Here is a 24,799-nt window from a genome sequence, read left to right as displayed (position 1 = left end):
GTCACCCCTCCTTTTGAATATGTTTAATTAACTGAATTAAATCTTCATCTGAAACGGCTAAACGTTTGGCTTCCTGCACGATTTCCATCGCCAATTGTGTTAACGTTTCACTTCGACGTGTTGCTAAAATTCGTTGTTTTGCGTCGACTATGACAAACATCCCAAGTCCCCTTTTTTTATAGAGAATTTCTTTTTCTACTAAAATCGTTAGACCTTTTCCCGCTGTAGCTGGATTAATATTAAAAATTTCGGCGAGCTGATATTGCGAATACACTTTACCATTCGGCAGCAAACGGTCAGCTAATATTTCATTTTCCAACCATTCTGCAATTTGTATATAAATTGGCGTTGTACTTTGCACATTGAAATCCAAATTGATCCTCCTCTCTCTGTTAATCAGTACATTAGTGTTGTAATGTACTGTACTTAAAATGAGCGTATTTGTCAATTAATCAAGAAAAAATATCCACATATTCTTTTTATCCACAGAGTTATCCACTTTTCTATTAGTTACCCACAGTTAAAGCTCCATTTTTCAACAATTTACCCTTTAGTTATCCACAAATCTATGTAAATAAGCGGAATCAATTACTACTAAACATTTAAACTTTCCTTTACGCCATAGGTTTTTCTTCATAGCCAACGCATCTAAACGTAAAAATTTACCCTCTTTCCTACTCTTTTAGCTCATTCTTGTGTTCTGATCATAAGTTATTCACAAAGTTATTCACATTTGTCCACAAAGGGGGTGTCCGAGAAGTGATTCTGGGACACCTCCTTTGCGCCGAGGATGGAGGCCAGCACGATGCTGGTCATGAATGCGTTGTCACAGGATGTGACGTTTTTAGCTTTCTTTCCACATCTGATCAACGAGAAAAGAGCCTACAGCGGCTAATTAACACATGAGTGAAGCACCACCCCAAGCCACTACTTAACAAATGCGGAATGCAATACAAGACACAAAAAAGCACCCCACAAGTTATATTCCTAACTTATGGAGCGCTTTACTTTAATTATTTTGATTGTTCGACCTCTGATTTTCCATGTACGTCTTCATCACCAAACAACACTAGCTTTAACGCATCGTCACCTGAACCTTCCGCAAGTGGTACACGTGAACGATACGCCGCGCGACAGACTAAATGCCCCGCTACTGGTGCAGTAATAAATACAAACACAATCCCTAATATTAAACGAATGCTCACATAGCCATCGTGAATCCAAAAATAAACGAACGCGCCAAATAAGCAAAGTAATACCGATAACGTCGCACTTTTCGTTGCCGCATGTGAACGTGTGTAGACATCAGGTAAGCGAATCATTCCCAATGCACTAATCACACTCACAATCGCTCCTAACAAAATGAACAGGGCGGCCATAATCTCAATCAGCTGATTTACGCTCAACGATGACACCTCTTTCAATATATTTCGAGAATGCAATCGTCCCGATAAATGCTAAAATTCCTAAAATCAAAATCGCCTCTAAGAAGGCTTTCGTCTTTAACACAATCGAAATTATCGCAATCAATGAAATTAAATTAACACCAATCGTATCAAGTGCAATCGCACGATCTGGTAATGACGGCCCTTTAATCACACGCACTAATGACAGTGCAATGGCCACCATAAATAACAGCAATGCCATCCTTAAAATGATATCGATCATTGTGTCACCTCCCAGATAGCTGTTTCAAACTTACCAATTGAACGTAGTACCGTTTCTTTTGATTCGACAATGTCCATCGCGTGAATATAAAACGTCTTGCCGTCTTCCGATACTTCCATTACAACTGAACCCGGCGTTAATGTTAATAGCAATGCCAATACCGTAATCTGCCAATCCCCCTCTAGACATGTTTCATATGTAAAAATGCCTGGTGTAATTTTCAGCTGTGGGTCTAGCACTTGCTTCAACACTTCGATGCTCGACAATAATAGCTCCTTAATAAATAAAAGGATGAGCTTCAAAATTTTTAATACTCGGCGCAAATAAAATTGCGTTCCAAAAAATCGGTGCATCGCATATAAAATCAGCGTACCAATAAAGAATCCTGACATAAATGTTGTAAAATCAGCATTCGGATCATCTTTTAATAAAAACCACAACGAAGCAATAAATAAATTTAGAATAAATTGTCCAAACATCCGCTCACCCTCCTTTATTTATTCGTATTTAAAATTGCCTCAATATACGCGGATGGGTTTGCCAACGTATGAGCCGCATCATTTACATATATGGCTATCCCTTCCGCACCGACACCTAGTCCAATCATGCATAAAGTAAGTAACACAAATGAAACATAGGCACCTTTTGGCATTGGTTGTTTGTCTTCTTCGCTAATCGACGTTTCCCCGAAAAACGATGCTAGGAAAATGCGAAGTAGCGAGTACAGCACAATAATACTCGAACCAAAGCCTAACGCTAATAATACATAAGCACCTTGTTCAACTGCACCCTGCCCAATTAATACTTTCCCAACAAAGCCGCTTAACGGTGGAATCCCGATAAGCCCGCACATTGTGATAAAGTATATCCATCCAAACAACGGATAATTTCGGATAAGCCCGTTCATATTTTTTACGACAATTTCACCTGTTAACATCACCATTGTCCCAATTAATAAGAACAATAACGCTTTGGCAATTATGTCATGAATTAAATAGTATACAGCTCCAGCAAAGGCTTGTTCATTGCCTATCGCAAGAGCCATCAGTATAAAGCCCACCCCAATAATGACGTTATACGAAGCGATAGTACGCACATCACGTCCTGATAAAGCACCCATACAGCCAGCAATGATCGTAATCCCTGCCATAACACCAATAATTGTATGCGTGATTTCGGGTTGTAGCGGGAACATTAACGTAAACGTACGGAATAACGCATAAATCCCGACCTTTGTTAATAACGCTGCAAACAATGCCTGTACCGCTGTTGGTGGCACACTATACGAGCCTGGTAACCAGAAAAATAAAAGTAACCCCGCCTTTAACGCAAAGACAATTAAAAAGATCAATGACACTAACGTTAGCATTGGATCTTGTCCGACCTCTGCTACGCGCTGTGCGATATGTGCCATATTCAATGTTTTCACGGTGCCATATAAATAAGCTAAAGCAACTAAAAACATCCATGATGCAACTACATTAATGAGTACATATTTTAACGATTCACGTAATTGAAACTTCTCACCACCAAGTGCAATTAATGCATACGAAGCAAGAAGCATTACCTCAAAACACACAAATAAATTAAAAATATCCCCCGTCAAAAACGACCCATTAACACCCGCTACTAAAAACAGCACAAACGGATAAAAATACATTTTTTCTCGTTCTTTACCAATCGTTGAAAACGCATAAATTAAACAAAACAACGTAACAATGCTTGATGTTAATACAAGCAATACCGAAAACGAATCCCCTACAAATAAAATACCAAAAGGCGGTAGCCATCCACTAAAATCAAGACGTAGTATGCCCTCTGTTTGAATAAGCTGCAGTAGAACAACCGATATTCCTGCAACGAAAATCATCGTAAGTAAGCTCACAATTCGCTGTAGCTTTATATAATCATTTAAAAACACTAACAATGCGCCCGTAATAATCGGCACAATTAATGGTAAAACTAATATATTACTCATCAGATGAACCTCCAAGCTTATGGAAGTCATCACTACCATTTGTTAAATACATGCGATACGCAAGCACAAGTAAAAACGCAGTTACCGCAAAGCTAATCACAATCGCAGTTAAAATAAGCGCCTGTGGTAAAGCATCTGTAAAAGGTGCATCAGCCTGTCCAAGTATTGGCACGCTTCCTTTTTTTAATCCGCCGACAGTCAACAGTAAAAGATGCACGGCATGCGACAAAATGGCTGTACCGACAATTACACGTAATACACTACGAGAGAGGACTAAATAAGTAGCGACTGCCACGAGTATGCCGATCAGCACAATCATTAATGATTCCATACTATTCATCCTCACTTATATTTAAAATAATCGTTACAAGCGTACCCACTACGGTCAGTGCCACACCTGCTTCAAAAATCGTTACAGTAGATAGATGCTTTTCGCCTAATAAGGGAATGTCAAAATAGCCAGCTGTTTGTGTTAAGAATGGTGCATCAAAAAACAATGAGGCGATAGCAGTACCCGTTGCAAGCAGTACACCTAATGCAGCGACCTTTTTAAAATCAAAAGGCATCCCTTTATGCACCGTTTCGATATCGTACGTTAAATACAAAAGGACAATACCAGAGCCGAGCACAAGCCCGCCTATAAAGCCGCCACCTGGTGCATTATGTCCTGCAAAAAATAAGTACATGCCAAGCGTAAAAACAATGAATACAACACCACGAACGACGGTTTTTAAAATGACATCATTAATCTTCAACGTCCTTACCCTCCTTTTTCGCCTTTAGCTTAATGAGTGTATAGACGCCAAGCCCTGCAATAAATAACACGACTACTTCTAACATCGTATCAAACGCCCGGAAATCACCTAAAATCGTATTGACGATATTTTTTCCTCCCGCTAAGTTGTACGAGTCTTCAAAGTACGCGGAAATCGGTTCAAATTTGTCATAATTCATAACAGCTAAACCAATTAACGTCACTGTTGCACCAACTGCAATCGAAATGGTAACCTTCGTAAACTCCCATGCTTTCGATCCACTTTCTGGCTGCAATTTAGGTAAAAACTTAAACGAAAGTAAGAATAACGCTGTTGTTACGGATTCTACAACGAGCTGTGTTAATGCTAAATCAGGGGCTCGAAATACCACAAAGAAAAACGCAACCGAATAACCAAGTACCCCGTTTAACAGTACCGCCGTAATACGCTGCTTCGCGAAGATAATCGCAACTGCTGCTGCAATCATGACAAACACTAATAGGAGTTCATAAGGCTCAATAACCGAATCATTACTCGGATTCCAACTAAACAAATCCGCATAAACCATATAACCGGCTAAAATCGCAACAAAAAACACGTAAATATAGATGAAATAATACGTTAATTTTCCGTTCATATAAAACTTCGTTAACGCACCAGAATACTGCTCACTCGAGCCGATCACACGCTCATAAATCCCATTTAGCGTATACTTTTGCGGAATTAGCTGATACATCGGACGCCATTTTTTCAGCGTTCTATATAGGAAAATACCAACGACTACAACTCCAAATGTCATAATGAGTTCCGTATTAATATAGCCATGCCATGCTGCAATATGTGGTGTCAATTCATCCACTGATGGGAATGACGGATAAATACTCGCCATCGCAGGACTTAAAATATAATGCCCTAACACATTCGGGAAAATAAAAATACCAATAACAAGTGCGATTAAAATATACGGTGAAATTAACATGCCTATCGGAGCCTCATGTGGTGGCTTTTCTAAACGATCCGGCTGTAACTTTCCAAAAAATGTACGATTTACGATAATGACACAGTAAATAAACGTAAAAATACTCGCAATCCATGCCACAATCGGGAATATTAACCCAACCGCATCGAGCGAGAAAATATCAAGCTGCGTAATTTTTAATGTAGCTGCAAAGAACATTTCCTTACTTAAAAAACCGTTAAAAGGCGGTAACCCAGCCATTGAGAAACTACCTATAACCGCAATCGTAAACGTAAACGGCATCAGTGACATTAAACCACCTAATCGACGGATATCACGCGTACCAACTTCATGGTCGACAATACCAACCATCATAAATAGCGCACCTTTAAAGGTTGAGTGGTTAATTAAATGAAACAACGCCGCAAATGTTGCTTGCGTATAAATAACCGTGTCTGCAGAATAGCCTAACGATAGCGCCGCCGAACCTAGCCCAAACAAACTCATAATCAAGCCAAGCTGACTAATTGTTGAATATGCAAGTAACGCTTTTAAGTCAAACTGCTTTACCGCATTAAATGAACCCCAGAACAAGGTCACTAATCCGACAGCACTAACCGACCAAAACCATACCTCATGTCCACCAAAAATAGGTGTCGTACGTGCTACCAGATAAATACCTGCTTTAACCATCGTTGCCGAGTGAAGATAAGCCGATACGGGTGTTGGTGCTTCCATTGCATCCGGTAACCAAATATGAAATGGAAATTGTGCTGATTTCGTAAATGCACCTAGTAATACTAAGCACATTGCTGGCACAAAGTAGGAGCTTGCTTGCACAGCTTCTAAATTCGCTAAAATTTCCCGTATGCTAAATGTCCCTGAAGCCACATACAGCATTAAAAATCCAGCTAACATCGCCACACCACCCGAAACGGTGATTGTCATCGCTTTACGCGCACCAGCACGCGATGCTTTACGATGATGCCAAAAGGCGATCAATAGGAATGACGAAACGCTTGTTAACTCCCAAAACGCATAAAGGACCATTAAGTTGTCGGAAAATACAACACCTAACATTGCCCCCATAAACAGCAGCAGGTAGCAATAAAAGTGATGCAAAGATTCTTTTGATGAAAGGTAGAAAATAGAATAAAGGATTACTAGACTACCTACTCCGGTAATAAGCAAACCAAAGATCATGCTCAAACCGTCTAAATAGGTGGTAATGTTAATATCATAAGAGGGGATCCACTCGAACGTGTTTATAAAGGTTTTGCCACTGGCAATTCGAGGGATAAAAGTAGCTAAATACGAAAATAAGACGACAGGCACAACTAAAACAAACCATCCTAAATGAATATTGGTAACTCGCCTGTATAAAAACGGAATAAAGGCCGAAGCAATGAACGGTAGTAAAATCGACAATGCAACACTCAAAAGCAAAAACCTCCTACATATTAAAAGTCAATGTAAGCTATGTATAGTAATATCAGCAAGACGATGACACTTGACTAACCATTTAACTCACTTCATAATAATGTGGCATATAGTGAAACTGTCCATCTCAACAAGTGTGGACATCACTAATTAATATATCCAATTATAAATTATTATGTAAAAATCACTAAACAACAGGAAACATTACAGTTTTAGTATACAATAATCATGTATGCAATGCACTGTAATAGCATCATTATTAACTCTTTTATACTTAAATTCTCAAAAAAGTACATTTTAATACAGTATTATTGAATAAGAAAACGAGGTGCGAACTAAAATGAAATATGTAAAAGGCCGAATGGATGAAAGTATTTTAGTTTGTGTGTATTACGGTCAAAATGGTGAACGATTAATTCGCCGCGGACACAAGCTTGCTACTTTACTCGATTGCCCATTATATGTTTTAACGGTTGATTCAAAGCCACTTGACGCATTTGATGCCGAAAAATCTGGCTATATTGAGCAGTGGAAACAATTAGCTGAAGAATTAGAAATTGAAAAAATCATTATTAAAGACAATGAAAAACGCCCTATTCACAAAGTTATTACAGAAATGGCCATTGACTTCAATATTACACAAATTATCGTTGGGCAAAGTGCTCAAAGTCGTTGGGAGGAAATTACGAAAGGTTCCTTCTTAAATGTATTATTAAAAGAAATCCCATTCGTAGACTTCCACATTGTTTCAGTAAAGCGCCCATCTGAAGACGAATTGATCGACATATACGAAAAAGGTGTGCGTGCTTACTTGGTCGAAGAAAACCAGCAGTATAAAGTAGCGTTCACTTGCCCAAAATTCGTATCGCTTGAGGGGATTTTCTTTAAAGAGATCGGCACCGATTTCGATAATGGGATTTTTAAGTTTAACTACAACGGAAAACTTCATGAGGTAGATATTACAGAGGGTTTTGTAAATCATATTGATATTATCCCAAAAGAATGTTTTCTATCAAAAGAATAGTAGCGAAAGCTGTTTCCACATCATTGGAACAGCTTTTTTTCAAATATATTTATAACGAGCATTTTTCAATACGAAACTTGGAACCAAGTGCATTTATCTAAAATAATCCGTTCTGCTACGCTACAGGAGGCCAACATGATGTTGGTCACGAATGCGTTGCCACACGATGTGGCGTTTTTAGCATTTGTTCCACTATTTCTGAGGGCGTGGCTACAACTAACTCATTGAATCTCCTCTGAATCAAGTTAAGTTGTTGCGTTATCCTTTGGTAATAAAAACGCCACAAACAATAGTAATGTTAATAACGACACGGCAATCATCGTAAAGCGAATACCCATCATATCTATGACCATTCCAATGACAACTGAGCCAATCGCCCCCATACCAAACGCCACCCCAACCGTTAAACCAGCCATCGTTCCAATTTTAGATGGGACCAGCTCCTGCGCATAAACAACTGTCACTGTAAAGCTAATCATAATAAGCATCCCAATAATAATAAGCAATGTTAGGGCAACATACAGCGGTACAAATGGCAATGCTAAACAAAATGGAATCGGTACAATTACCGATAATAAAATAATATTTTTACGGCCATATTTATCCGACAAAGGCCCGCCAAAAAACGTCCCTACTACACCAAATGCCATAAAAATAAACACAAATAACTGACCGCGCTCAACGGATACCCCATACTGATCAATTAAATAAAACACATAAAAACTCGTCATATTCGTAACATAAAATGAACGCGCAAAAATGATAAATAATAGTACAACAAGCGCAAAGCCCACTTGTTTTTTTGTTAATGGCGGGAGTGATGATACAAGCACTCTTTTGACTTTCGACAATTTTTCTGCCTCTAGTTGGCGCTTATACCATGCAGCAATTTTCGTTAATAAAAAAATCCCCATCGACGTTAATACTAATACCATCGCAGCGCCTTTCATACCAAATGGTAAAATAACAAACGCACTTAGTAATGGTGCGAGCGCTTGTCCAGAATTGCCCCCCACTTGATAAATAGACTGTGCTAAACCACGCTTATTCCCTGCTGCCATAAATGATACACGTGAGCCTTCTGGATGAAACACCGCCGAGCCAAGCCCTAAAAATAACACCGACACTAAAATCATCCAATATTGCGTAGATAAAACGAGTAAAGACAAACCAATAAACGAACTCACCATCCCAAGTGGTAATGCATACGGAAATGGGCGTTTATCTGTCATAAACCCAACTGCCGGCTGTAGTAAACTTGCAAACATATTTAACACAAACGAAATCATCCCAAGCTGTGTAAACGTTAATCCTAAATCACGCTCAAGTAACGGAAACATCGCAGGAATAACGGCTTGCATTGTATCATTAATTAAGTGACAAACGCCAATTGCGACCATAATTGGATAGATTGGATTCGATTGTTTCACGGTTGTTGTCGACATATTTTCACATTCTTTCTCTTTGATAAATCGCATACTTCCATTATTTTTTGTCCATGCTACCGACTATAAGGAGTGATGTCAATGGAATTAAATTTATGGGAAATGCTAATCCGTTCAACTTTTGCGTTTTTTGCGATACTCCTACTCGCACGCATTATCGGAAAAAAACAAATAAGCCAACTTACATTCTTCCATTATGTTACTGGCATAACATTCGGCTCAATTGCCGCTGAAATATCTGCCCAAGTAGAAACACCGTTTTTAGACGGTCTTATTTCGCTCATCTGGTGGACAGTATTAACCATATTGGTTAGTTTGGTATCATTAAAATCCAAAAAGGCCCGTGTATTATTTGATGACAAACCGATGATTGTCATTCAAAACGGCATCATCTTAAATGATCATCTCAAAAAAGCGCGCCTTCATACCGATGAACTAGCAATGCTATTACGTGAACAAAGTATTTTTTCATTCGACGAGGTACTGCACGCTGTTTTTGAAACAAATGGAAACTTAAGCGTCATGAAGAAGCCGCTTGCTCGTACCGCTACAAAAGAAGACGTACATGTATCCGCTCCAGCTCCACAATATCTACCAACAGAACTTGTTTCCGATGGTCAAGTCATTTACGAAAACCTAGATAAGTTACAATTAACGGAAGAATGGCTCTTGAAAAAATTATCTAAGAAAAACTTTCATGATGTTGAAGGAATATATTATGTACAAATTTTAGAAAATGGCTCGTTCTATATTAGCCTGAAAAATGCTAGTCCACCTTCATAATGTCGATTGGTGTTACAATACCAATCAGCTTTCCGTATTTTGCACAACAACTCCCCCCAGTAAAATACACCTAAAAGATATTATATTCCTAATTTTGAGAAAAGTTAATATTTATAATAATGCCATAAGAAAAAGTACAATTTTCCTCCAACAAGAAAATTGTACTTTTTAATATGTTAAATGTGTACATCCTTCGCGCCTACAACTTACAGTTTCACGTTGCCACTATTGCGCTTACTCATTGCTATACCAAAAATAATCGCCAATAACATCAATACCATTACAAGTCCAAACGTCCACCAATAGTTTTTCATTAGTACGCTATCGGTCAATAGTGCCATTCCGTAATTCGAGAGCTTCCATGGTGACACTTTCCAAAAGCTACCGATTAACGAATCCATGACTAAGCCCAATGGTACTAACATGATCGTAATCGTTGCCGCCACGGCAGTTTGAAACGCCGCACTCATTGCAACGGTAAGTGCCATAACAAATAGTAACCACACACAATACGTACCAACCATTGCAAAAAACTTTCCCCAGTCAACTGTACCGTATAGTAGCACCGTGTAATACATACTCCCCGTATAGCCAGCAATAGCACTCATAACTGCAACAATACTTGCGACCATCCATTTACTAAAAAAAAGTGCACTATACGAAATCGGACGTACATATAATAATGTCGCCGTACCATTTTGACGCTCACGGCTAAACGTACCAATATACGCCGCAATCAAAACAATAATCCCGATTGATTGAAATTGCCCTGTAGAAGCCGCCAATAAATCGACTGGCCTAAGTTCTGGGAACATCATTTCATACCCTTCAGGCATATTGCCAACTGCTTGCAAAATATCATCCAAGAAATAATTTACTAGTGGGTCACTTACCCCTAACAGTAAAAAGACAAGCGGAATCCATAACAGCTTGAAGCTGCGCCAGCTATCACGCCATTCTTTTAACAATAACGCGCTAAATTGTTGCATGTTCACCCGCCACCTTCATAAAGATTTCCTCCAGGCTTACTGTTTGACGCTCCACTCTCACAATTTCAAATGGCGAATTTGCTAATCGCTGTAGAAGCTCTTGCATCGTTGGCTGTGTATCAATTACCTCCACATAGACAAAGCAACCTTCACTAGTTGTAGAGAACGCGGATAGCTGTGCAAATTGATGTGCCTGTTGCTCATTTGCAAATGTTACCTTAAAGCGTGGCTGCTCAAATTTTGCCTTCACTTCAGCTAATGAGCCTCGTTCTACTAAGCGCCCTTCGCGTAAAAATAATAGCTGATCAGTCATTTCCTCCGCATCATTCAAAATATGCGTCGAATATAAAATCGTCGTTTGCTGCTGCACCTCTTTTAATAAATTCATGACTTCACGACGCCCTACTGGATCAAGCGCTGACACTGGTTCATCAAGCAGTAGTAACTTTGGCTCATGAATGAGTGCCTGTGCAATTCCTAAACGTTGCTTCATCCCACCTGAGAAAGTAACCGTCTTTTTATGCATGGCATTCTCTAGGCCTACAAACGACAGCATTTTTTTGCATCTTTCCTTTACAAAGCGCTTATCAACACCACTTAAATTCGCAACCATTTCCATGTATTCAAGCGCTGTTAACCAAGAATAAAACTGTGGATACTGTGGCAAAAAACCAATAGCTGTACGTATATCCATTACACCTGGCATTGAAATTTCACCGTTTGTTGGCTTAAGTAGCCCCACGAGCATCGAAAGCGTTGTCGTTTTTCCAGCACCATTTGGACCAATAAGTGCTGTTGCTGTATGTGGTGCTAACGTAAATGACACATCATCTACAACCTTCTTTGCGGCAAATTGCTTCGATAAATTTTGTACGTTGATCGTCATCATTGGCTTTTACGTCCAACGATAAAATATGCAATTGGTCCAAGTGTACTGATGAACAGTGAAATTAATATCCACATCCATTTTGGTCCACGCGTATCATGAATACGAACAATATCAATAATGGCTACAATCGCCAATATGAACTGTAAAACTAATAATGGTGCAATTAGCCCCCAAGGAATCTTCGCTAACTCTTCCATTTTTCTAACCTCCTATACGCAAATGATGCTGCAGATTTGTCACTAAACTTTTGAACTGTGCATGCTCCTTCAAACTCTCAAACATTGGGTTTCCTACAACACTTTCATACAATGATTTTTTAATAGATTCATCATCACGCGGTGATTGAGCGTTTAGAATTACTTCACGTTTTACCCAATCTTCTAACAAATAAAAATACGCATCACCCGTAATACGAACTGGGAAATCCATATGCATACAGATTTTAACATAACGCGCTATACAGCGTAGCGCCTCCTCTGTGCGATTTTGCACCGCAAAGCCACTCGCCGCACGTAAATAAAAGACAAGTGCCGTATTTACATTTAGCTTTTCAATCTGAAACGTATCAAGTACCGCTTCCACACGTGTTACAATTTGTTCAAAATAAGTAGCGTTTGCGATTTCAAGCATCAACATTTCACTAGCATTGCCGAGCATACCTAGTAAGTACTGATACTGATTCACCTGATAAATTTCCTTTGCTTTTTCGGTTTCCCCGAGCATCGTTTGTGCGGCTGCGATTAGCTGTTCCGCGCCAAGCTGTACTTTTGCATCCTCCCCAAGCAATGCTAATACTTTTTGCGGCTCTTCTTGTAAAATATAGCTTAACGCTTCAATTATCGTTGCTTCATTTACAAGCTTATAATCCCCGCTAAATTCCTTCACACGAATACAAAGGCTTTGAATTTTTTCTGTTGCCTCCTCTTTATTTTGCGCTAAATTGAAGTAATTAGCATACAGCAGCGCCATTTTTAATAATAGCGGAAAACATGAAAAATATTCCTTAACAAGTTCCTCAATTTGCTTATCCACTTCTTCATATGGTAGCTTCGTAAACTTCGCTGCCAAATCCGCATACGTTTTCAAAATGCGTTGCTCAGTCATTTGTGGCTCGTAGCCTAATAAATCATCAATCGAAACATTAAAATATGCCGCAAGTTTAGGCAATAGCGAAATATCCGGATAGCTTTGCCCCTTCTCCCACTTCGAAACAGCTGCTCTTGAAATTCCGACATAACGGGCGATGTCTTCTTGCGTTACATTAAGCTGCTTACGTTTTTGCATAAATATTGCCGCAAATCGAAAATTGCTCATCATCCTTCACCTCTGTATCTTTATTATAAAAATAATCCCGCCAAATTTATAGCGAATATACGTTACGTTTTAAAGCTTTCGTCAACTAATGGTTACATTTTAATATGTGCGCAATATCGTACTTCATAGCATCTTTTGGATTGCATTGGACAGCGTAAATTAGTGACCAAACGTTTTAGTGTGAAAGAAATGATTAAAAAAAGGAAGCCCATTTTTCATTTGGGCTTCCTAAACATTTTATTGTTCAATTAAATGCTTAATTTCTTCATAGCTCGGCAACGCAGTTAATGCGCCTGCCTTTGTTGCAGCAAGGGCACCTAATTTATTACCAAACGCCACACATTTCACTAAATCCTCTTTGATGGTTGGTAATCCGTTGAAGTGGACGTAGCGTAAAATACCCGCCATAAAGGCATCACCAGCGCCTGTTGTATCCACTGGTACGATACGCTCCACCGGGACATGAATAATTTCTCCGTTTAATACAGCATACGCACCATCGCCACCAACTGTAATTAAAATAATCGGCACTAATAGCTCGTCCAACTTCGCTAATCCTTCATCGATTGTAGTCGTTTCTGTTAAGAAGAATAGTTCTTCATCTGTCAGCTTTAAAATATCTGCATCGTCAAAAAATGCACCTATTGTTTCGCGGCAAATTTCTTCAGATTCCCATCGTAATGGTCGGATATTAGCATCAATCGCGATAATGGCCCCTTTTTCCTTCGCCATATCTACTGCTGCGCGCGTTGTTTTTAGCGCAGTGGGTTCAAACATTGTCCCTGAGCAAATATTAAATATCGAAGCTCGTTTGAATGCTTCTTCTTGTAATTGCTCTGGTGTTACTTGTAAATTCGGTGTCTCATCGACATAATCTTTAAATTCGCGCTCGCAATTTTCGGTTAAGTGAACATACACACCGCACACACGTTTTGCTGGGTCAAATACCGCATAATCCATGTTCACGCCTTCTTTAACAATCTCTTGACGACAAAATTCTGAAGTTTCGTCATCACCAGTAATCGTAATTAATGCAGAAGGGGCACCAATTCGACTAATTCCCGCTGCAACATTAATGGTTGCGCCACCTAAAAACTTCGTAAACGACGTATTTGTTTGGTCATTTGCAATATAATCAACGAATGCGTCTCCATAAATGAGAACGAATTCTTTGTCTATCTGACTCATGAGTTGTCTAACCTCCGACATTGTAGTTCTTTTTAATTTACCACAAATATGATATATCCATAAAACTTTATACTATTCTGACAGTAACTCTTTTCGCGTATATGTCACATTTCTGTTATACTTTGTTCGTTAAGGAGAGGATTTATATGACAATTTCTATTCGAAAAGCAACACCACAGGACGCAAAAATGGTTGCTCCTTTAATTTATGACGCGATTGGAGACATTGCAAATAATTTAACTGGTGAGCAGGAGTTATCTAAAGTTATTAATTCCCTAGAACAATTTGTTGTAGAAACAACGAATCGTCATAGCTATTTAAATACATTTGTAGCCGTAAAAGATACCGATATTTTAGGAATCGTCGTTTTATATGACGGAAAGCGGGGCGATGATCTCGATCGTCAATTAGAACAACAGCTTGCTGAAAAAAATATTCATGTTACATTAGATGTGGAAGCACACACAAATGAATATTATATTGATACAATTTGCGTGGCACAGAATGCCCGTGGACTAGGTATCGGTACAAAATTGCTACATTTTGCCGAACAACATGCGAAAGAACTTGGCTATCAAAAATTATCGTTAAATGTAGAACTAGAAAAATTTGATGCACGCCGTCTTTACGAACGTATGGGCTTTGTAGTGACTGAGCCGTGGACAATTATTAATGAACCGTTTCATCATATGGTGAAGTCGCTCTAATAGAATAGGAAGAAACACGTATGAAACAAAGTTGGATTTATCCATTATTAATTATTATTGCCTCTTGTAGCTATGGGATTTTATCAACCATTGTCAAAGTGGCCATGCAGCACGGATTTACATCGGCTGAAGCGGTTACAAGCCAGTATTTATTTGGCTTCTTTTTGGCACTTATACTTTTTGTTACGACCCAACGTACATTACCAAAAGTATCAAAATCCGGTGCTTTTACCCTATTATTAGCAGGTTCCCTTACAGCTGTTACAGGAACTGTGTATGGACAAAGCTTAAATTATTTACCCGCCTCACTGGCAGTTGTCATGCTATTCCAATTTACGTGGATTGGGCTTTTCATGGACTGCATGATTAAAAAGCGTTTTCCGAGTCGTATTGAACTCATTTCCCTCGCCTTCTTATTTGCAGGTACGATTTTAGCGGCGGGTATTTTAGATGTGGACCTATCGCAAATCGCTTGGCAAGGTTGGGCACTCGGATTAGTTGCTGCCTTTAGCTTTGCTGCCTTTTTACAAGTCAATTCTCGCCCTGTTGAAGGTGTTACAACAATTGGGCGCACCTTTATAGTATCCATTGTTTCACTTGTTATTATTTTATTATTTTTATCACCTGAAATATTATGGAATGGACAATTATCAGCTGGGCTTTGGAAGTTTGGCTTAACACTCGGATTATTCGGGATTATTTTACCGATTTTATTATTTTCCATTGCTGCACCAAAAGTTGGCGGTGGTCTTGTATCGATTTTAAGTGCAATGGAGCTACCTGTAGCGATCATTGTATCTGTAATCGTTTTAAAAGAAAGCTTAACGTTGCTGCAGATCTGCGGGATATTCCTCGTGCTGATCGGCACGACATTGCCTTCATATTTTGCTGCAAAAAAACATACCATTTAAAAACAGGAAGCGAGCGGATGTTACATCTGCTCGCTCTTTTTATTCGGAATTGCTATAATATTCTAACAATTGTAAAATTAAAGGATAAAGCACGAAGATTTATGCTTTGATTGGAGGCCATTACCAAATGTTTTTTCAAGATTTTCGCAATCAAGTAAATGAAAAAGAGGGCGTTCATTTTCCTTCCAATAGCTATCGTCAAATGGTGCTACAACCAGCTTATGACGAAGCACGCAAACATTTTTTAAATTCGATGATCCAAATTCATATTGCCCATTTAAAAATGCTTGAAGAGCAGAATTTAGTAACCTCACAGCAAGCTCGGCAAATCGGGCAAGCCATTCATCAATTAGATTTGGACTATTATAAAACCCATGATTATAACCCGCAATTCGAGGATTTATTTTTCCGTATTGAAAATAAATTAATTGAGCTAGGTGGTGATATTTCTGGAAATTTACACATTGGTCGTAGCAGGAATGATATGGGGATTGCTATTTACCGCATGACATTGCGTAAAAAACTGCTTACGTTAATGCAAGAGTTACTTAATTTACGTAGTGCGCTCATTGCTTTTGCGGAAGAACATGTTGAAACGATTATGATTGGCTACACGCATACACAGCAAGCCCAGCCAACGACATTTGCACATTATTTAAAGGCCGTAATCGATCAATTAACACGGGATTACCAACGGATGCAATCTGCGTATGAAACAATTAATCGCAGTAGTATGGGGGCTGCGGCATTAACAACAACAGGTTTTCCAATTAGTCGGGAACGGATGCAACAGCTTCTTGCCTTTGACGATCTAATTGAAAACGCATGGGATGCCGTGGCAGGTGCAGACTATATTGCGGAAGCAGCAAGTGTTGTCCAACTAGCAGCACTTAATTTAGGGCGCACCTCACAAGATTTTCTACTATGGGCTACGCAAGAATTCAATGCCTTTAAGCTCGCGAGTCCGTATGTACAGATCAGTTCCATTATGCCGCAAAAACGCAACCCTGTTTCCATCGAACATACACGTTCATTGTTATCCTCTGTCGTCGGAGATGCTGCAACCGTTTTACAAATGGTACATAACACGCCATTTGGAGATATTGTCGATACAGAAGACGACATGCAGCCTTACTTATGGCGTGCCATCGATAAATTAGTCGGCATTTATAAACTATTTGGTAGCTTAATTGTCACAATGGATGTTAACAAAGAAAGCCTGCTACGCCGCGCGCAAAATAGCTTTGCCAATGTCACTGAGCTCGCAGATACACTCGTACGCTCGGAAAATATTTCTTTCCGCCAATCGCATAAAATCGTCAGTCTTTGCGTGCGTGAATTGCTTGCGCATCATAAGGAATCCCTAAGCGCCTTAACATGGCAATTAGCAAATGAAAAATGCTTCGAAGTAACAGGAAAGTCATTACGAATTAACGAAATCGCCTTTTATCAGACTCTCCAGCCGGAATATTTCGTTCATATTCGTACATTAAAAGGTGGACCTGCGCCCGCTACGATGCGTGAATCATTAGTCCAGGCAACAGATGCCACCGCTAATCTTGAAAACTGGTTGCGCGAGAAAACAGGGAATATTATCCGAGCCGAAGAACAACTTGAGCAAATTTTAAAGGAGTGGGTACAGCATGACTAATCATTACATACTTGCAGTAGATGGTGGTGCAACAAAAACGATAATGACCATTCGTACAACAGATGGACGAGAGCTTTTTAGTGCCACATCCACAAGCTCGAATTATCAAGCAGTTGGCATAGAACATGTACAGCATGTCTTTACAGGACTTTTACGAAGTGCCGCCGCGCATTTGCCAAGCCTGCATTTTGATGTCGCAGTGTTTGCTATTGCTGGCGTGGATACCCTACAAGATGAAAAAATCGTTGGGGACATTATTCAGCAAAGTATAGCGCGTAGCCCCTTTACATTTGGTCATATCATTTTAGAAAATGATGCTGAGGCAACAGCTAAAGGGCTTGGAAAAAATAACGTAAGTCTTTTAATTTCTGGAACAGGTGCTATTTGTTACAGTCTAATTGATGATAAAATGAGCCGTACAGGAGGCTGGGGACATCGAATTGGCGATGAAGGGAGTGGCTATTGGATTGGTAAACAAATTGCCAAAGCGATCTTTCGTGCCGCAGATGGACGCAACGAGTCGACAGCATTAACAAAACTCATTTTACAAGGTCATCAAGTAAATTCAACAGACGAATTGTATAATTACATTTATTCATCGGACTATACAAATAGCCGATTAGCTCATTTTGGTTCATTTTTACAGAAGGCCGTTGAGCAACAGGATGCCATTGCACAAAAAATTGCACAGGATGCTGTCCAGGAGCTTATACAACTTACCATCACTTCATTAAAAAATGTGGGCTATCGAAACGAAGCTCATACATTATTTTTTAATGGAGGCGTACTAAAACATAATCCGTTTATCTTAGAAGCTGTCACACAAGCCATTCAGCAAATTTATCCTGCAATGAAGATCGAGCTTTGTGCAGATAAGCCACTAGAAGCCATCTTTCAGCGTGGTTTACATGCTTTCGAGCATATTCAATTCAACTATTAGAAAAGCGGTAAAGCGCCCTTCCAGCCCCGAGTGGGCAAAACACCACATCCATGTGGTATGCCCTCAATGACTCACATCGTGTGAGCCTCAGTCATTGGAGAAATTTTATACTTTTTTATCTTTAAATAAAGGCTTGTTTACGCATCATTGCCATGCGCAAACAAGCCTTTACTCATTATTTTTTATCAATGACAACATGCGTTAATGAATCTTCCGCTACATCGTTATGATTTTTGGTAAATTTCGTCTCAACGAGTTGCTTTGCCTCAAACTTCATCTCATCAGTAATGGATAAATATACTTTCCCTAATGCCGTTAATATCACAAATGTATCATCTGTTAAACCAACAAGTGGTAAAAAATCTGCTACTAAATCAAACGGTAAAATAAAATAACCTAACGCAGCAAGCACAATCATTTTATTCATCTTTGGCATGTCTGGGCTACGCAGTGTGACATACAATGTTGCCGCTGCCTGCATCGCTTTTTTTCCTAAGCCCCCACCAAAAACTTTAAATTTATTTAAAAACTTTTTATCAGAATAATGTTTTTCCTGACCTGCAATCATTTTATCAAAATTGTAATCCTGTTCCATAACCCTTCCTCCTTCAAGCATCTTCGCAAATTAAAGATACATTTCATTTACGTTTTCGCTTTGAGAAAGTTTCATTCGTTGAATTGCCCTTATGGAAAAAATTATTCCACATTTGCTGTAAAATTTGGGCATGATTTGTTACTTCATCATAGTAAATAATAGAATTTTTCCGCAGTTTGGCATGACCAATTGGCACTTCGTATAAAGGGACTTTACGCTTAATGGCCTCAACAAGCATATTCGTATCATAGCGAAAAGACTCGCCATTCACTTTTAATAGCCAAGACAAATGTTCTCTGGGAATATAGCGTAAGCCTGTCTGTGTATCTAATAAACGCTTATGAAAAAATAGCTCAAAAAGCATCGAACTCGCACGATTTTGTATTTGACTAATAATAGGATAATCCGAACCTTTAAAATCACGAATACCTAATACGATACCGTCTGAAAAAATTTTTGTACTTGCTAAAATTTGTTCAACATCTAAAATAGAGTGCTGGCCATGCGCTCCAACAGTTACGACCCCTTTTGCGTTCAAAGTCGATTTCACGATATAGTTCATACCTGTTTTTAATGCCTGACCTTTTCCAATGTTTCGCTCATGCGTTAAAACAATACACTCTTGCTTGAGCAATTGCTTAAAAATTTCATTATATTTCAAATCACTACCATCATTAATGATAATAATCTTTTCGATTGCAAGCGTTTTTAATTTTTCTACAAAGTGTACAATGGTTGGTAATGGGTTCAACGCAGGGATTAACACAATAGTTTGTTCCATTTTGCATGCTCCTTTGAAATAGAAATATTTACTAAATTCTATCGACTATTTCAGCAAATTACAATGTCCAACTTTACTCCAGCTATTCGTTCAGAACGTTCCCCCATCAGAAATACTCCACTTTCTTTAGAACTTTCCGATAAAAAGAATACTTAACAAAAATCGGAAGGAGTGACTACGTTTATGGTAGATCGCGACTTGCTCACAACACTTTGCAATACGATTCCAACAACACATCGTCCATTAACTGACGCTCTTCAAGGCTCTGCACGCTATACAATCTCAAAGCCAAAGCTGTCTTTAAAGAAAGCCAATATCGCCTTAAGCATTATCGTTCGCGATTTATATGCCAAAGATATGAAAAAGGATGGTACAAAAAACGAATTACGTACACTCCTGAATAACAAAAGCTTTACTGAAAAAATAAAACCACGTCGTATGTATTTGTTGATGAATTTAATTCAAAAAATGACATCGCTGAATGCCAATGAATTAATTAATACAAAAGTAGCCCAAATGGTGCTAGATTACTTAATTGATTTAACGGATTGGTATATTCAAAACTTAACAAAAGGTGAAAAATTAACGAAAGACGCTCTGTTAGATGTAGAAAACCTCCCAACAGCTAGCGATTATGAAATGCTTGATTTGGCAACGCACAATTATGAGGATGCCACTAAATGGTTTTTAATCGCCGCTCAAGAAGGGAATAGCAGTGCCCAATACAATCTCGGTGTTTTGTATAATCACGGCAAAGGGGTTAAGCGCAATTATATTGAGGCAGCAAAATGGTATATGCTGGCGGCTGATCAACAGGATACAAACGCTCAATATGCTTTAGGCGTGTTGTATCAACTTGGCAATGGTGTCGAGCAGGATGAACAAAAAGCGGCAGAACTGTATCTATTAGCGGCTACTGCTGGCAATCCAGACGCTCAATACAACCTTGGCTCATTATACAATCAAGGGAAAGGTGTCCCCTTAAACTTTAAAGAAGCAGCAAAGTGGTATGAACTCGCAATTGCTCAAGGCAATACGAGCGCGCTAAACAACCTTGGCTTTTTATACCACAATGGACAAGGGGTTACTCAGAATTACGCAAAATCTGCGGAATTATTTTTACAGGCGGCGAAGGCTGGTGATGCAAGCGCTCAATACAACCTTGGCTACTTGCATTCAAAAGGACAAGGTGTCACACAATCTTTTGAAGAAGCGGCTTGCTGGTTTTTATCTGCAGCAATGCAACATCATACAAGCGCGCAATTCCAGCTTTCCCTTCTCTATAAAGCTGGACAAGGTGTTGCTCAAAATGAAGAAGAAGCTATCAAATGGCTCACTCTTGCGGCCAATCATGGACATACAAACGCGCAATATTCACTCGGGCTTATTTATAAACAGCAACATACGAAAGTAGCAAACACTCAAGCGATTGAATGGTTTTTAAAAGCGGCTGCCAATGAACATGTTAGCGCAAATTTTGATTTAGGCATGCTCTATATTGAAACAGGCCATGATGAAGCTGGTGTTAAGTGGTTAAAACGTGCGGCCATACAAAATCATGTACAAGCTCAGATACAGCTTGGGTTTCTTGCTCTAGGCGATGAACAAAGCTTTCCAAATTACCAAGAAGCCTTTAAATGGTTCCGTGCGGCTACAACTCAAAATGATGCAGAGGCCGAATATCAGCTGGGCCTTTTATATGAAAAAGGGCTTGGCACACAAGTTAACTACGATGAAGCCCGTCATTGCTATCGTTTAGCCGCAGAGCAGGGGCATGTTAATGCACAATATCAACTCGGTAACATTTTCGATAAAGGGCTTGGCACAAAACGAGATTTTAACGAGGCCTTTAAATGGATTACTCTTGCAGCTAAGAAAGAGCTAGGAAAAGCTCAATTCCAACTTGCTCAAATGTATGCAAACGGTGAAGGGACTGCTCAAGACTACCAAGAAGCAGCCAAGTGGTATCGACGTGCTGCACAACAAGGGCATAGCAAAGCAAAATTCCAACTCGGCATGCTCTATAAGAAAGGACTCGGTGTCGCACAAGATTATACCGAAGCGACAAGATGGTTAAAAGAAGCCATTGAACAAGGTTTATAACCAAAAGGGAAGGTCCTTTTAAAATGGCCCTTCCCTGCTAAACACCCTACTACCCACATAAAAAAATGCCTCCCTAGCCCCATCTTGACTAGAAAGACATATTTTCATTTATTAAATACCCCTAAGTTTAACATTTATATAATGGGAGGCAATCCCATATCAAAGCCGCGTTCCAATTCGACTTTGATATTATAGTTGAGAGATGTTCGAAGTTTGTATCCATAAAAGTAAAATTTTTATGTGCTACACAGTAAACTTTTCTTCAATCTCTGCTTCGGCATAACAAAGATTTACTAGGCTACAATTCCCCAACAGTGCCCCAAAAATATACCTTCACACATTAAAATTTTTTTTTTGCAATACTCTGTTTATGAAACGGTCAAAACCTTGCAAATTTTATACGAATTGCTCAGCCTCAGTAGATCCAGACATTGCAGTTGTTGAAGATGTACCACCTGAAATTGTTTGTGATACTTCGTCAAAGTAACCTGTACCCACTTCACGTTGGTGACGAGTTGCAGTGTAACCTTTAGACTCTGCAGCAAACTCAGCTTGTTGTAATTTAGAGTATGCAGCCATACCATTGTCTTTATAGTCATGCGCAAGCTCGAACATTGAGTAGTTTAAGCTGTGGAAACCAGCAAGCGTAATAAATTGGAACTTGTATCCTAGCTTTCCTAATTCGCGTTGGTACTCAGCAATTTCTTCATCTGATAACTTAGCTTTCCAGTTAAATGAAGGCGAGCAGTTGTACGCTAACATTTTTCCTGGGAATTCAGCGTGAATTGCCGTTGCAAACTCACGAGCTTCTGCTAACGATGGGTGAGACGTCTCACACCAAATTAAATCTGCATATGGTGCATAAGCTAAACCACGAGCGATTGCTTGCTTAATGCCCGCATTTGTACGGTAGAAACCTTCTGGAGTACGTTCACCAGTGATGAACTCTGCATCACGTGGATCGATATCAGAAGTTACCATATCTGCAGCATCTGCATCCGTACGTGCGATTAACACTGTATCTACACCCATTACGTCAGCAGCTAAACGTGCAGCAATTAGGTTACGTACTGCGTTTTGTGTAGGAAGTAATACTTTACCACCTAAGTGACCGCATTTTTTCTCAGAAGCTAATTGGTCTTCTAAGTGTACGCCTGAAGCACCAGCCTCAATCATACCTTTTACTAATTCGAATACGTTTAACGGACCACCGAAGCCTGCCTCAGCATCAGCTACGATTGGCGCGAACCAGTCAAAACCATCTTCACGGCCTTCTGAATGATCGATTTGATCAGCACGTTGTAGCGCTTGGTTAATACGCTTCACTACTGCTGGCACAGAGTTTGCTGGGTATAAAGATTGGTCTGGATACATTTGGCCAGAAAGGTTTGCATCAGCTGCTACTTGCCACCCCGATAAGTAGATTGCTTGTAAACCTGCTTTTACTTGTTGAACTGCTTGATTACCAGTTAAAGCACCTAAAGCGTTGATAAATGGCTGTTCGTGTAATGATTTCCAAAGACGTGCAGCACCACGTTTTGCTAACGTTTGCTCTTGAATGAACGATCCTTGTAATTTCACAACCTCTTCAGCTGAATAACCACGCTCAATACCTTTCCAACGAGCGTTTTCTGCCCAATCCTTTTGTAAAGTTTCGATTCTTTCTTGACGAGTTGTCATATGAAATTTCCACCTTCCCCATTTGTATATAAAAATTCTGCTAAAAAAACAATAAACTTACTGTTCCATAACAGACGTTCTTCCTGTAACATAATATATAACAGAAAATTTAATTTTTCATTATTTTCTGACAAAATAGGTTAATTTAAAGATAGAATGTTGTATTTGAAGGATGGATTGCTAAAAGTTGGATAATACAGAAGGGGTTGAATTAATTTGAATTTAAACAAAGTTGATGTGGAGAAGAGTGTTTTAGAACAATATAAAGTTATTTTAGAAGATTGGATTCCAAGTGATGCTTCAATCGCTATTGCGGTAAATTATACATTCATTTATTTCCGTTCAGGTCACCATAACTTTTCATTATCAATTGGTTCACCTGTACCAGAAAACAGCATTGCCTTTAAAGTACTACATGAAAAGAAAAAAATTGATGCAGTTATGGATACTAGCTTATTCGATACGCCATACTATGCAATTGGCTACCCTATCACAATAGATGGCCAACTTGGGGCACTTGTTGTCGTGTTGCCTCCACTCTTTAAAATTGAAGGACCTGATTTATATCAATTTTTAACTGGGAAACAAAACGAGGATTGGATTCCTGTACCAATTGAGCAAATTTCTTATATTGAAAGCCTCCAAAAACGTACATGGTTTTATTCAAATAAGCAGCAATATAAAACTGCCGTTACTTTAAAAGAGCTACAAACAAGGCTTCCAGGTACTTTTGTTCGTATCCATCGTTCTTATATTATTAATATTGTCTTTATAAAGAAAATCACACGCGATTTAACTTCAAACTTTATTGTTCATCTAAAAGATGGTACTGAGTTACCTATTAGTCAATCTTATATTAATGAGTTACGAGGTATTTTAAAGTTTTAATACTACAAATTTAGACACAAAAAAACCACTGATTTCTCAGTGGTTTTGATTCGTGCGAAGCGACGTTCTACTCTCACAGGGGGAAACCCCCAACTACCATCGACGCTAAAGA

The 24,799-nt window shown here is 39.1% G+C and carries 25 protein-coding genes; 8 read left to right on the top strand and 17 right to left on the bottom strand.

Translation table 11 applies throughout. From position 1 onward, the window contains the following. Position 1: 1 nt before the first annotated feature. The 8 genes from LZ480_RS18115 to LZ480_RS18080 form a co-directional block, all read right to left on the bottom strand. Positions 2-373 carry a GntR family transcriptional regulator gene (locus LZ480_RS18115; RefSeq protein ID WP_241370951.1) on the bottom strand — a complete coding sequence of 124 codons (372 nt, stop codon included), beginning with the start codon at positions 371-373 and terminating at the stop codon, positions 2-4. A gap of 640 nt (positions 374-1,013) precedes the next feature. Next, complete coding sequence (locus LZ480_RS18110) at positions 1,014-1,406, bottom strand: Na+/H+ antiporter subunit G (RefSeq protein WP_241370950.1); 393 nt, start codon at positions 1,404-1,406, stop codon at positions 1,014-1,016. Then, complete coding sequence (locus LZ480_RS18105) at positions 1,384-1,668, bottom strand: Na(+)/H(+) antiporter subunit F1 (protein ID WP_241370949.1); 285 nt, start codon at positions 1,666-1,668, stop codon at positions 1,384-1,386. The genes LZ480_RS18110 and LZ480_RS18105 overlap by 23 nt, the downstream gene beginning before the upstream one ends. Then, positions 1,665-2,147, bottom strand: a complete 483-nt coding sequence (locus LZ480_RS18100) for a Na+/H+ antiporter subunit E (protein WP_241370948.1) — start codon at positions 2,145-2,147, stop codon at positions 1,665-1,667. The genes LZ480_RS18105 and LZ480_RS18100 overlap by 4 nt, the downstream gene beginning before the upstream one ends. A 14-nt stretch (positions 2,148-2,161) precedes the next feature. Beyond that, positions 2,162-3,646: a Na+/H+ antiporter subunit D gene (locus LZ480_RS18095; protein ID WP_241370947.1), complete on the bottom strand. Its 1,485-nt coding sequence runs from the start codon at positions 3,644-3,646 to the stop codon at positions 2,162-2,164. Further along, positions 3,639-3,977 carry a Na(+)/H(+) antiporter subunit C gene (locus LZ480_RS18090; RefSeq protein WP_241370946.1) on the bottom strand — a complete coding sequence of 113 codons (339 nt, stop codon included), beginning with the start codon at positions 3,975-3,977 and terminating at the stop codon, positions 3,639-3,641. The genes LZ480_RS18095 and LZ480_RS18090 overlap by 8 nt, the downstream gene beginning before the upstream one ends. Position 3,978: 1 nt before the next feature. Continuing rightward, the gene (locus LZ480_RS18085) at positions 3,979-4,401 is read right to left on the bottom strand and encodes a Na(+)/H(+) antiporter subunit B (RefSeq protein WP_241370945.1); all 423 of its coding nucleotides are present in this window, start codon (positions 4,399-4,401) and stop codon (positions 3,979-3,981) included. Beyond that, entirely contained in the window at positions 4,391-6,799 is a 2,409-nt protein-coding gene (locus LZ480_RS18080) for a Na+/H+ antiporter subunit A (RefSeq protein WP_241370944.1), read from the bottom strand. Before LZ480_RS18080 ends, LZ480_RS18085 begins: the two co-directional genes overlap by 11 nt. 340 nt (positions 6,800-7,139) lie before the next feature. Here LZ480_RS18080 and LZ480_RS18075 point away from each other — a divergent pair, with 340 nt between their 5' ends. Continuing rightward, positions 7,140-7,823 carry an adenine nucleotide alpha hydrolase family protein gene (locus tag LZ480_RS18075; protein ID WP_241370943.1) on the top strand — a complete coding sequence of 228 codons (684 nt, stop codon included), beginning with the start codon at positions 7,140-7,142 and terminating at the stop codon, positions 7,821-7,823. Between the two features lie 245 nt (positions 7,824-8,068). On the opposite strand, the gene LZ480_RS18070 is transcribed toward LZ480_RS18075, so the two are convergent. Beyond that, complete coding sequence (locus tag LZ480_RS18070) at positions 8,069-9,268, bottom strand: MFS transporter (RefSeq protein ID WP_241370942.1); 1,200 nt, start codon at positions 9,266-9,268, stop codon at positions 8,069-8,071. An 81-nt stretch (positions 9,269-9,349) separates the two neighbouring features. On the opposite strand from LZ480_RS18070, the gene LZ480_RS18065 reads away from it, so the two are divergent. Beyond that, positions 9,350-10,051 carry a YetF domain-containing protein gene (locus tag LZ480_RS18065; RefSeq protein WP_241370941.1) on the top strand — a complete coding sequence of 234 codons (702 nt, stop codon included), beginning with the start codon at positions 9,350-9,352 and terminating at the stop codon, positions 10,049-10,051. A 206-nt stretch (positions 10,052-10,257) separates the two neighbouring features. On the opposite strand, the gene LZ480_RS18060 is transcribed toward LZ480_RS18065, so the two are convergent. The 5 genes from LZ480_RS18060 to LZ480_RS18040 all read right to left on the bottom strand — a co-directional run bounded on the left by LZ480_RS18060 (position 10,258) and on the right by LZ480_RS18040 (position 14,431). Further along, positions 10,258-11,040 carry an ABC transporter permease gene (locus tag LZ480_RS18060; protein ID WP_241370940.1) on the bottom strand — a complete coding sequence of 261 codons (783 nt, stop codon included), beginning with the start codon at positions 11,038-11,040 and terminating at the stop codon, positions 10,258-10,260. Beyond that, the gene (locus LZ480_RS18055; RefSeq protein ID WP_241370939.1) at positions 11,027-11,929 is read right to left on the bottom strand and encodes an ABC transporter ATP-binding protein; all 903 of its coding nucleotides are present in this window, start codon (positions 11,927-11,929) and stop codon (positions 11,027-11,029) included. Before LZ480_RS18055 ends, LZ480_RS18060 begins: the two co-directional genes overlap by 14 nt. Continuing rightward, positions 11,926-12,126, bottom strand: a complete 201-nt coding sequence (locus LZ480_RS18050) for a PLD nuclease N-terminal domain-containing protein (RefSeq protein ID WP_241370938.1) — start codon at positions 12,124-12,126, stop codon at positions 11,926-11,928. The genes LZ480_RS18055 and LZ480_RS18050 overlap by 4 nt, the downstream gene beginning before the upstream one ends. A gap of 4 nt (positions 12,127-12,130) precedes the next feature. Continuing rightward, positions 12,131-13,243: a helix-turn-helix domain-containing protein gene (locus LZ480_RS18045; RefSeq protein ID WP_241370937.1), complete on the bottom strand. Its 1,113-nt coding sequence runs from the start codon at positions 13,241-13,243 to the stop codon at positions 12,131-12,133. A gap of 237 nt (positions 13,244-13,480) precedes the next feature. Continuing rightward, entirely contained in the window at positions 13,481-14,431 is a 951-nt protein-coding gene (locus LZ480_RS18040) for a carbohydrate kinase family protein (RefSeq protein WP_241370936.1), read from the bottom strand. 146 nt (positions 14,432-14,577) lie between these two features. Here LZ480_RS18040 and LZ480_RS18035 point away from each other — a divergent pair, with 146 nt between their 5' ends. From LZ480_RS18035 to LZ480_RS18020, 4 genes are all read left to right on the top strand, one after another. Next, the gene (locus LZ480_RS18035; RefSeq protein ID WP_241370935.1) at positions 14,578-15,138 is read left to right on the top strand and encodes a GNAT family N-acetyltransferase; all 561 of its coding nucleotides are present in this window, start codon (positions 14,578-14,580) and stop codon (positions 15,136-15,138) included. A gap of 20 nt (positions 15,139-15,158) precedes the next feature. After that, positions 15,159-16,049, top strand: coding sequence for an EamA family transporter (locus tag LZ480_RS18030; RefSeq protein ID WP_241370934.1), 891 nt, complete (start codon positions 15,159-15,161; stop codon positions 16,047-16,049). Between the two features lie 127 nt (positions 16,050-16,176). Next, positions 16,177-17,700 carry an argininosuccinate lyase gene (gene argH, locus LZ480_RS18025; protein ID WP_241370933.1) on the top strand — a complete coding sequence of 508 codons (1,524 nt, stop codon included), beginning with the start codon at positions 16,177-16,179 and terminating at the stop codon, positions 17,698-17,700. After that, positions 17,693-18,640 (top strand): N-acetylglucosamine kinase, encoded by a 948-nt coding sequence (locus LZ480_RS18020; RefSeq protein ID WP_241370932.1) that lies wholly within the window; start codon positions 17,693-17,695, stop codon positions 18,638-18,640. The genes argH and LZ480_RS18020 overlap by 8 nt, the downstream gene beginning before the upstream one ends. 175 nt (positions 18,641-18,815) lie before the next feature. On the opposite strand, the gene LZ480_RS18015 is transcribed toward LZ480_RS18020, so the two are convergent. Then, on the bottom strand, positions 18,816-19,235 hold the full coding sequence (locus LZ480_RS18015; RefSeq protein WP_241370931.1) for a YkvA family protein: 420 nt from the start codon (positions 19,233-19,235) through the stop codon (positions 18,816-18,818). A gap of 43 nt (positions 19,236-19,278) precedes the next feature. Next, complete coding sequence (locus LZ480_RS18010; RefSeq protein ID WP_241370930.1) at positions 19,279-20,016, bottom strand: glycosyltransferase family 2 protein; 738 nt, start codon at positions 20,014-20,016, stop codon at positions 19,279-19,281. Between the two features lie 183 nt (positions 20,017-20,199). On the opposite strand from LZ480_RS18010, the gene LZ480_RS18005 reads away from it, so the two are divergent. Then, positions 20,200-22,119 carry an SEL1-like repeat protein gene (locus LZ480_RS18005; RefSeq protein WP_241370929.1) on the top strand — a complete coding sequence of 640 codons (1,920 nt, stop codon included), beginning with the start codon at positions 20,200-20,202 and terminating at the stop codon, positions 22,117-22,119. 396 nt (positions 22,120-22,515) lie between these two features. Here the strand turns inward: LZ480_RS18005 and aceA are convergent, their stop codons facing one another. Beyond that, complete coding sequence (gene aceA, locus LZ480_RS18000) at positions 22,516-23,799, bottom strand: isocitrate lyase (RefSeq protein WP_241370928.1); 1,284 nt, start codon at positions 23,797-23,799, stop codon at positions 22,516-22,518. Positions 23,800-24,015: 216 nt separating this feature from the next. Between aceA and LZ480_RS17995 the strand changes: the two genes are divergently transcribed. Next, positions 24,016-24,687, top strand: a complete 672-nt coding sequence (locus tag LZ480_RS17995; RefSeq protein ID WP_241370927.1) for a LytR/AlgR family response regulator transcription factor — start codon at positions 24,016-24,018, stop codon at positions 24,685-24,687. Positions 24,688-24,799 lie beyond the last annotated feature (112 nt).

Source organism: Solibacillus palustris (assembly GCF_022549215.1).
GTDB classification, from domain to species: domain Bacteria; phylum Bacillota; class Bacilli; order Bacillales_A; family Planococcaceae; genus Solibacillus; species Solibacillus daqui.
This window is presented reverse-complemented; position numbering and strand designations above follow the sequence as displayed.

Bases quoted from the DNA above. Each gene is read 5' to 3' on its own strand.
- LZ480_RS18100 (WP_241370948.1), bottom strand. From the start codon at position 2,147: ATGTTTGGACAATTTATTCTAAATTTATTTATTGCTTCGTTGTGGTTT.
- LZ480_RS18050 (WP_241370938.1), bottom strand. From the start codon at position 12,126: ATGGAAGAGTTAGCGAAGATTCCTTGGGGGCTAATTGCACCATTATTA.
- LZ480_RS18035 (WP_241370935.1), top strand. From the start codon at position 14,578: ATGACAATTTCTATTCGAAAAGCAACACCACAGGACGCAAAAATGGTT.
- LZ480_RS18075 (WP_241370943.1), top strand. From the start codon at position 7,140: ATGAAATATGTAAAAGGCCGAATGGATGAAAGTATTTTAGTTTGTGTG.
- LZ480_RS18090 (WP_241370946.1), bottom strand. From the start codon at position 3,977: ATGGAATCATTAATGATTGTGCTGATCGGCATACTCGTGGCAGTCGCT.
- LZ480_RS18040 (WP_241370936.1), bottom strand. From the start codon at position 14,431: ATGAGTCAGATAGACAAAGAATTCGTTCTCATTTATGGAGACGCATTC.
- LZ480_RS18095 (WP_241370947.1), bottom strand. From the start codon at position 3,646: ATGAGTAATATATTAGTTTTACCATTAATTGTGCCGATTATTACGGGC.
- LZ480_RS18005 (WP_241370929.1), top strand. From the start codon at position 20,200: ATGGTAGATCGCGACTTGCTCACAACACTTTGCAATACGATTCCAACA.
- aceA (WP_241370928.1), bottom strand. From the start codon at position 23,799: ATGACAACTCGTCAAGAAAGAATCGAAACTTTACAAAAGGATTGGGCA.
- LZ480_RS18045 (WP_241370937.1), bottom strand. From the start codon at position 13,243: ATGAGCAATTTTCGATTTGCGGCAATATTTATGCAAAAACGTAAGCAG.
- LZ480_RS18030 (WP_241370934.1), top strand. From the start codon at position 15,159: ATGAAACAAAGTTGGATTTATCCATTATTAATTATTATTGCCTCTTGT.
- LZ480_RS18020 (WP_241370932.1), top strand. From the start codon at position 17,693: ATGACTAATCATTACATACTTGCAGTAGATGGTGGTGCAACAAAAACG.
- LZ480_RS18060 (WP_241370940.1), bottom strand. From the start codon at position 11,040: ATGCAACAATTTAGCGCGTTATTGTTAAAAGAATGGCGTGATAGCTGG.
- LZ480_RS18070 (WP_241370942.1), bottom strand. From the start codon at position 9,268: ATGTCGACAACAACCGTGAAACAATCGAATCCAATCTATCCAATTATG.
- LZ480_RS18010 (WP_241370930.1), bottom strand. From the start codon at position 20,016: ATGGAACAAACTATTGTGTTAATCCCTGCGTTGAACCCATTACCAACC.
- LZ480_RS18015 (WP_241370931.1), bottom strand. From the start codon at position 19,235: ATGGAACAGGATTACAATTTTGATAAAATGATTGCAGGTCAGGAAAAA.
- LZ480_RS18065 (WP_241370941.1), top strand. From the start codon at position 9,350: ATGGAATTAAATTTATGGGAAATGCTAATCCGTTCAACTTTTGCGTTT.
- LZ480_RS18105 (WP_241370949.1), bottom strand. From the start codon at position 1,668: ATGATCGATATCATTTTAAGGATGGCATTGCTGTTATTTATGGTGGCC.
- argH (WP_241370933.1), top strand. From the start codon at position 16,177: ATGTTTTTTCAAGATTTTCGCAATCAAGTAAATGAAAAAGAGGGCGTT.
- LZ480_RS18055 (WP_241370939.1), bottom strand. From the start codon at position 11,929: ATGATGACGATCAACGTACAAAATTTATCGAAGCAATTTGCCGCAAAG.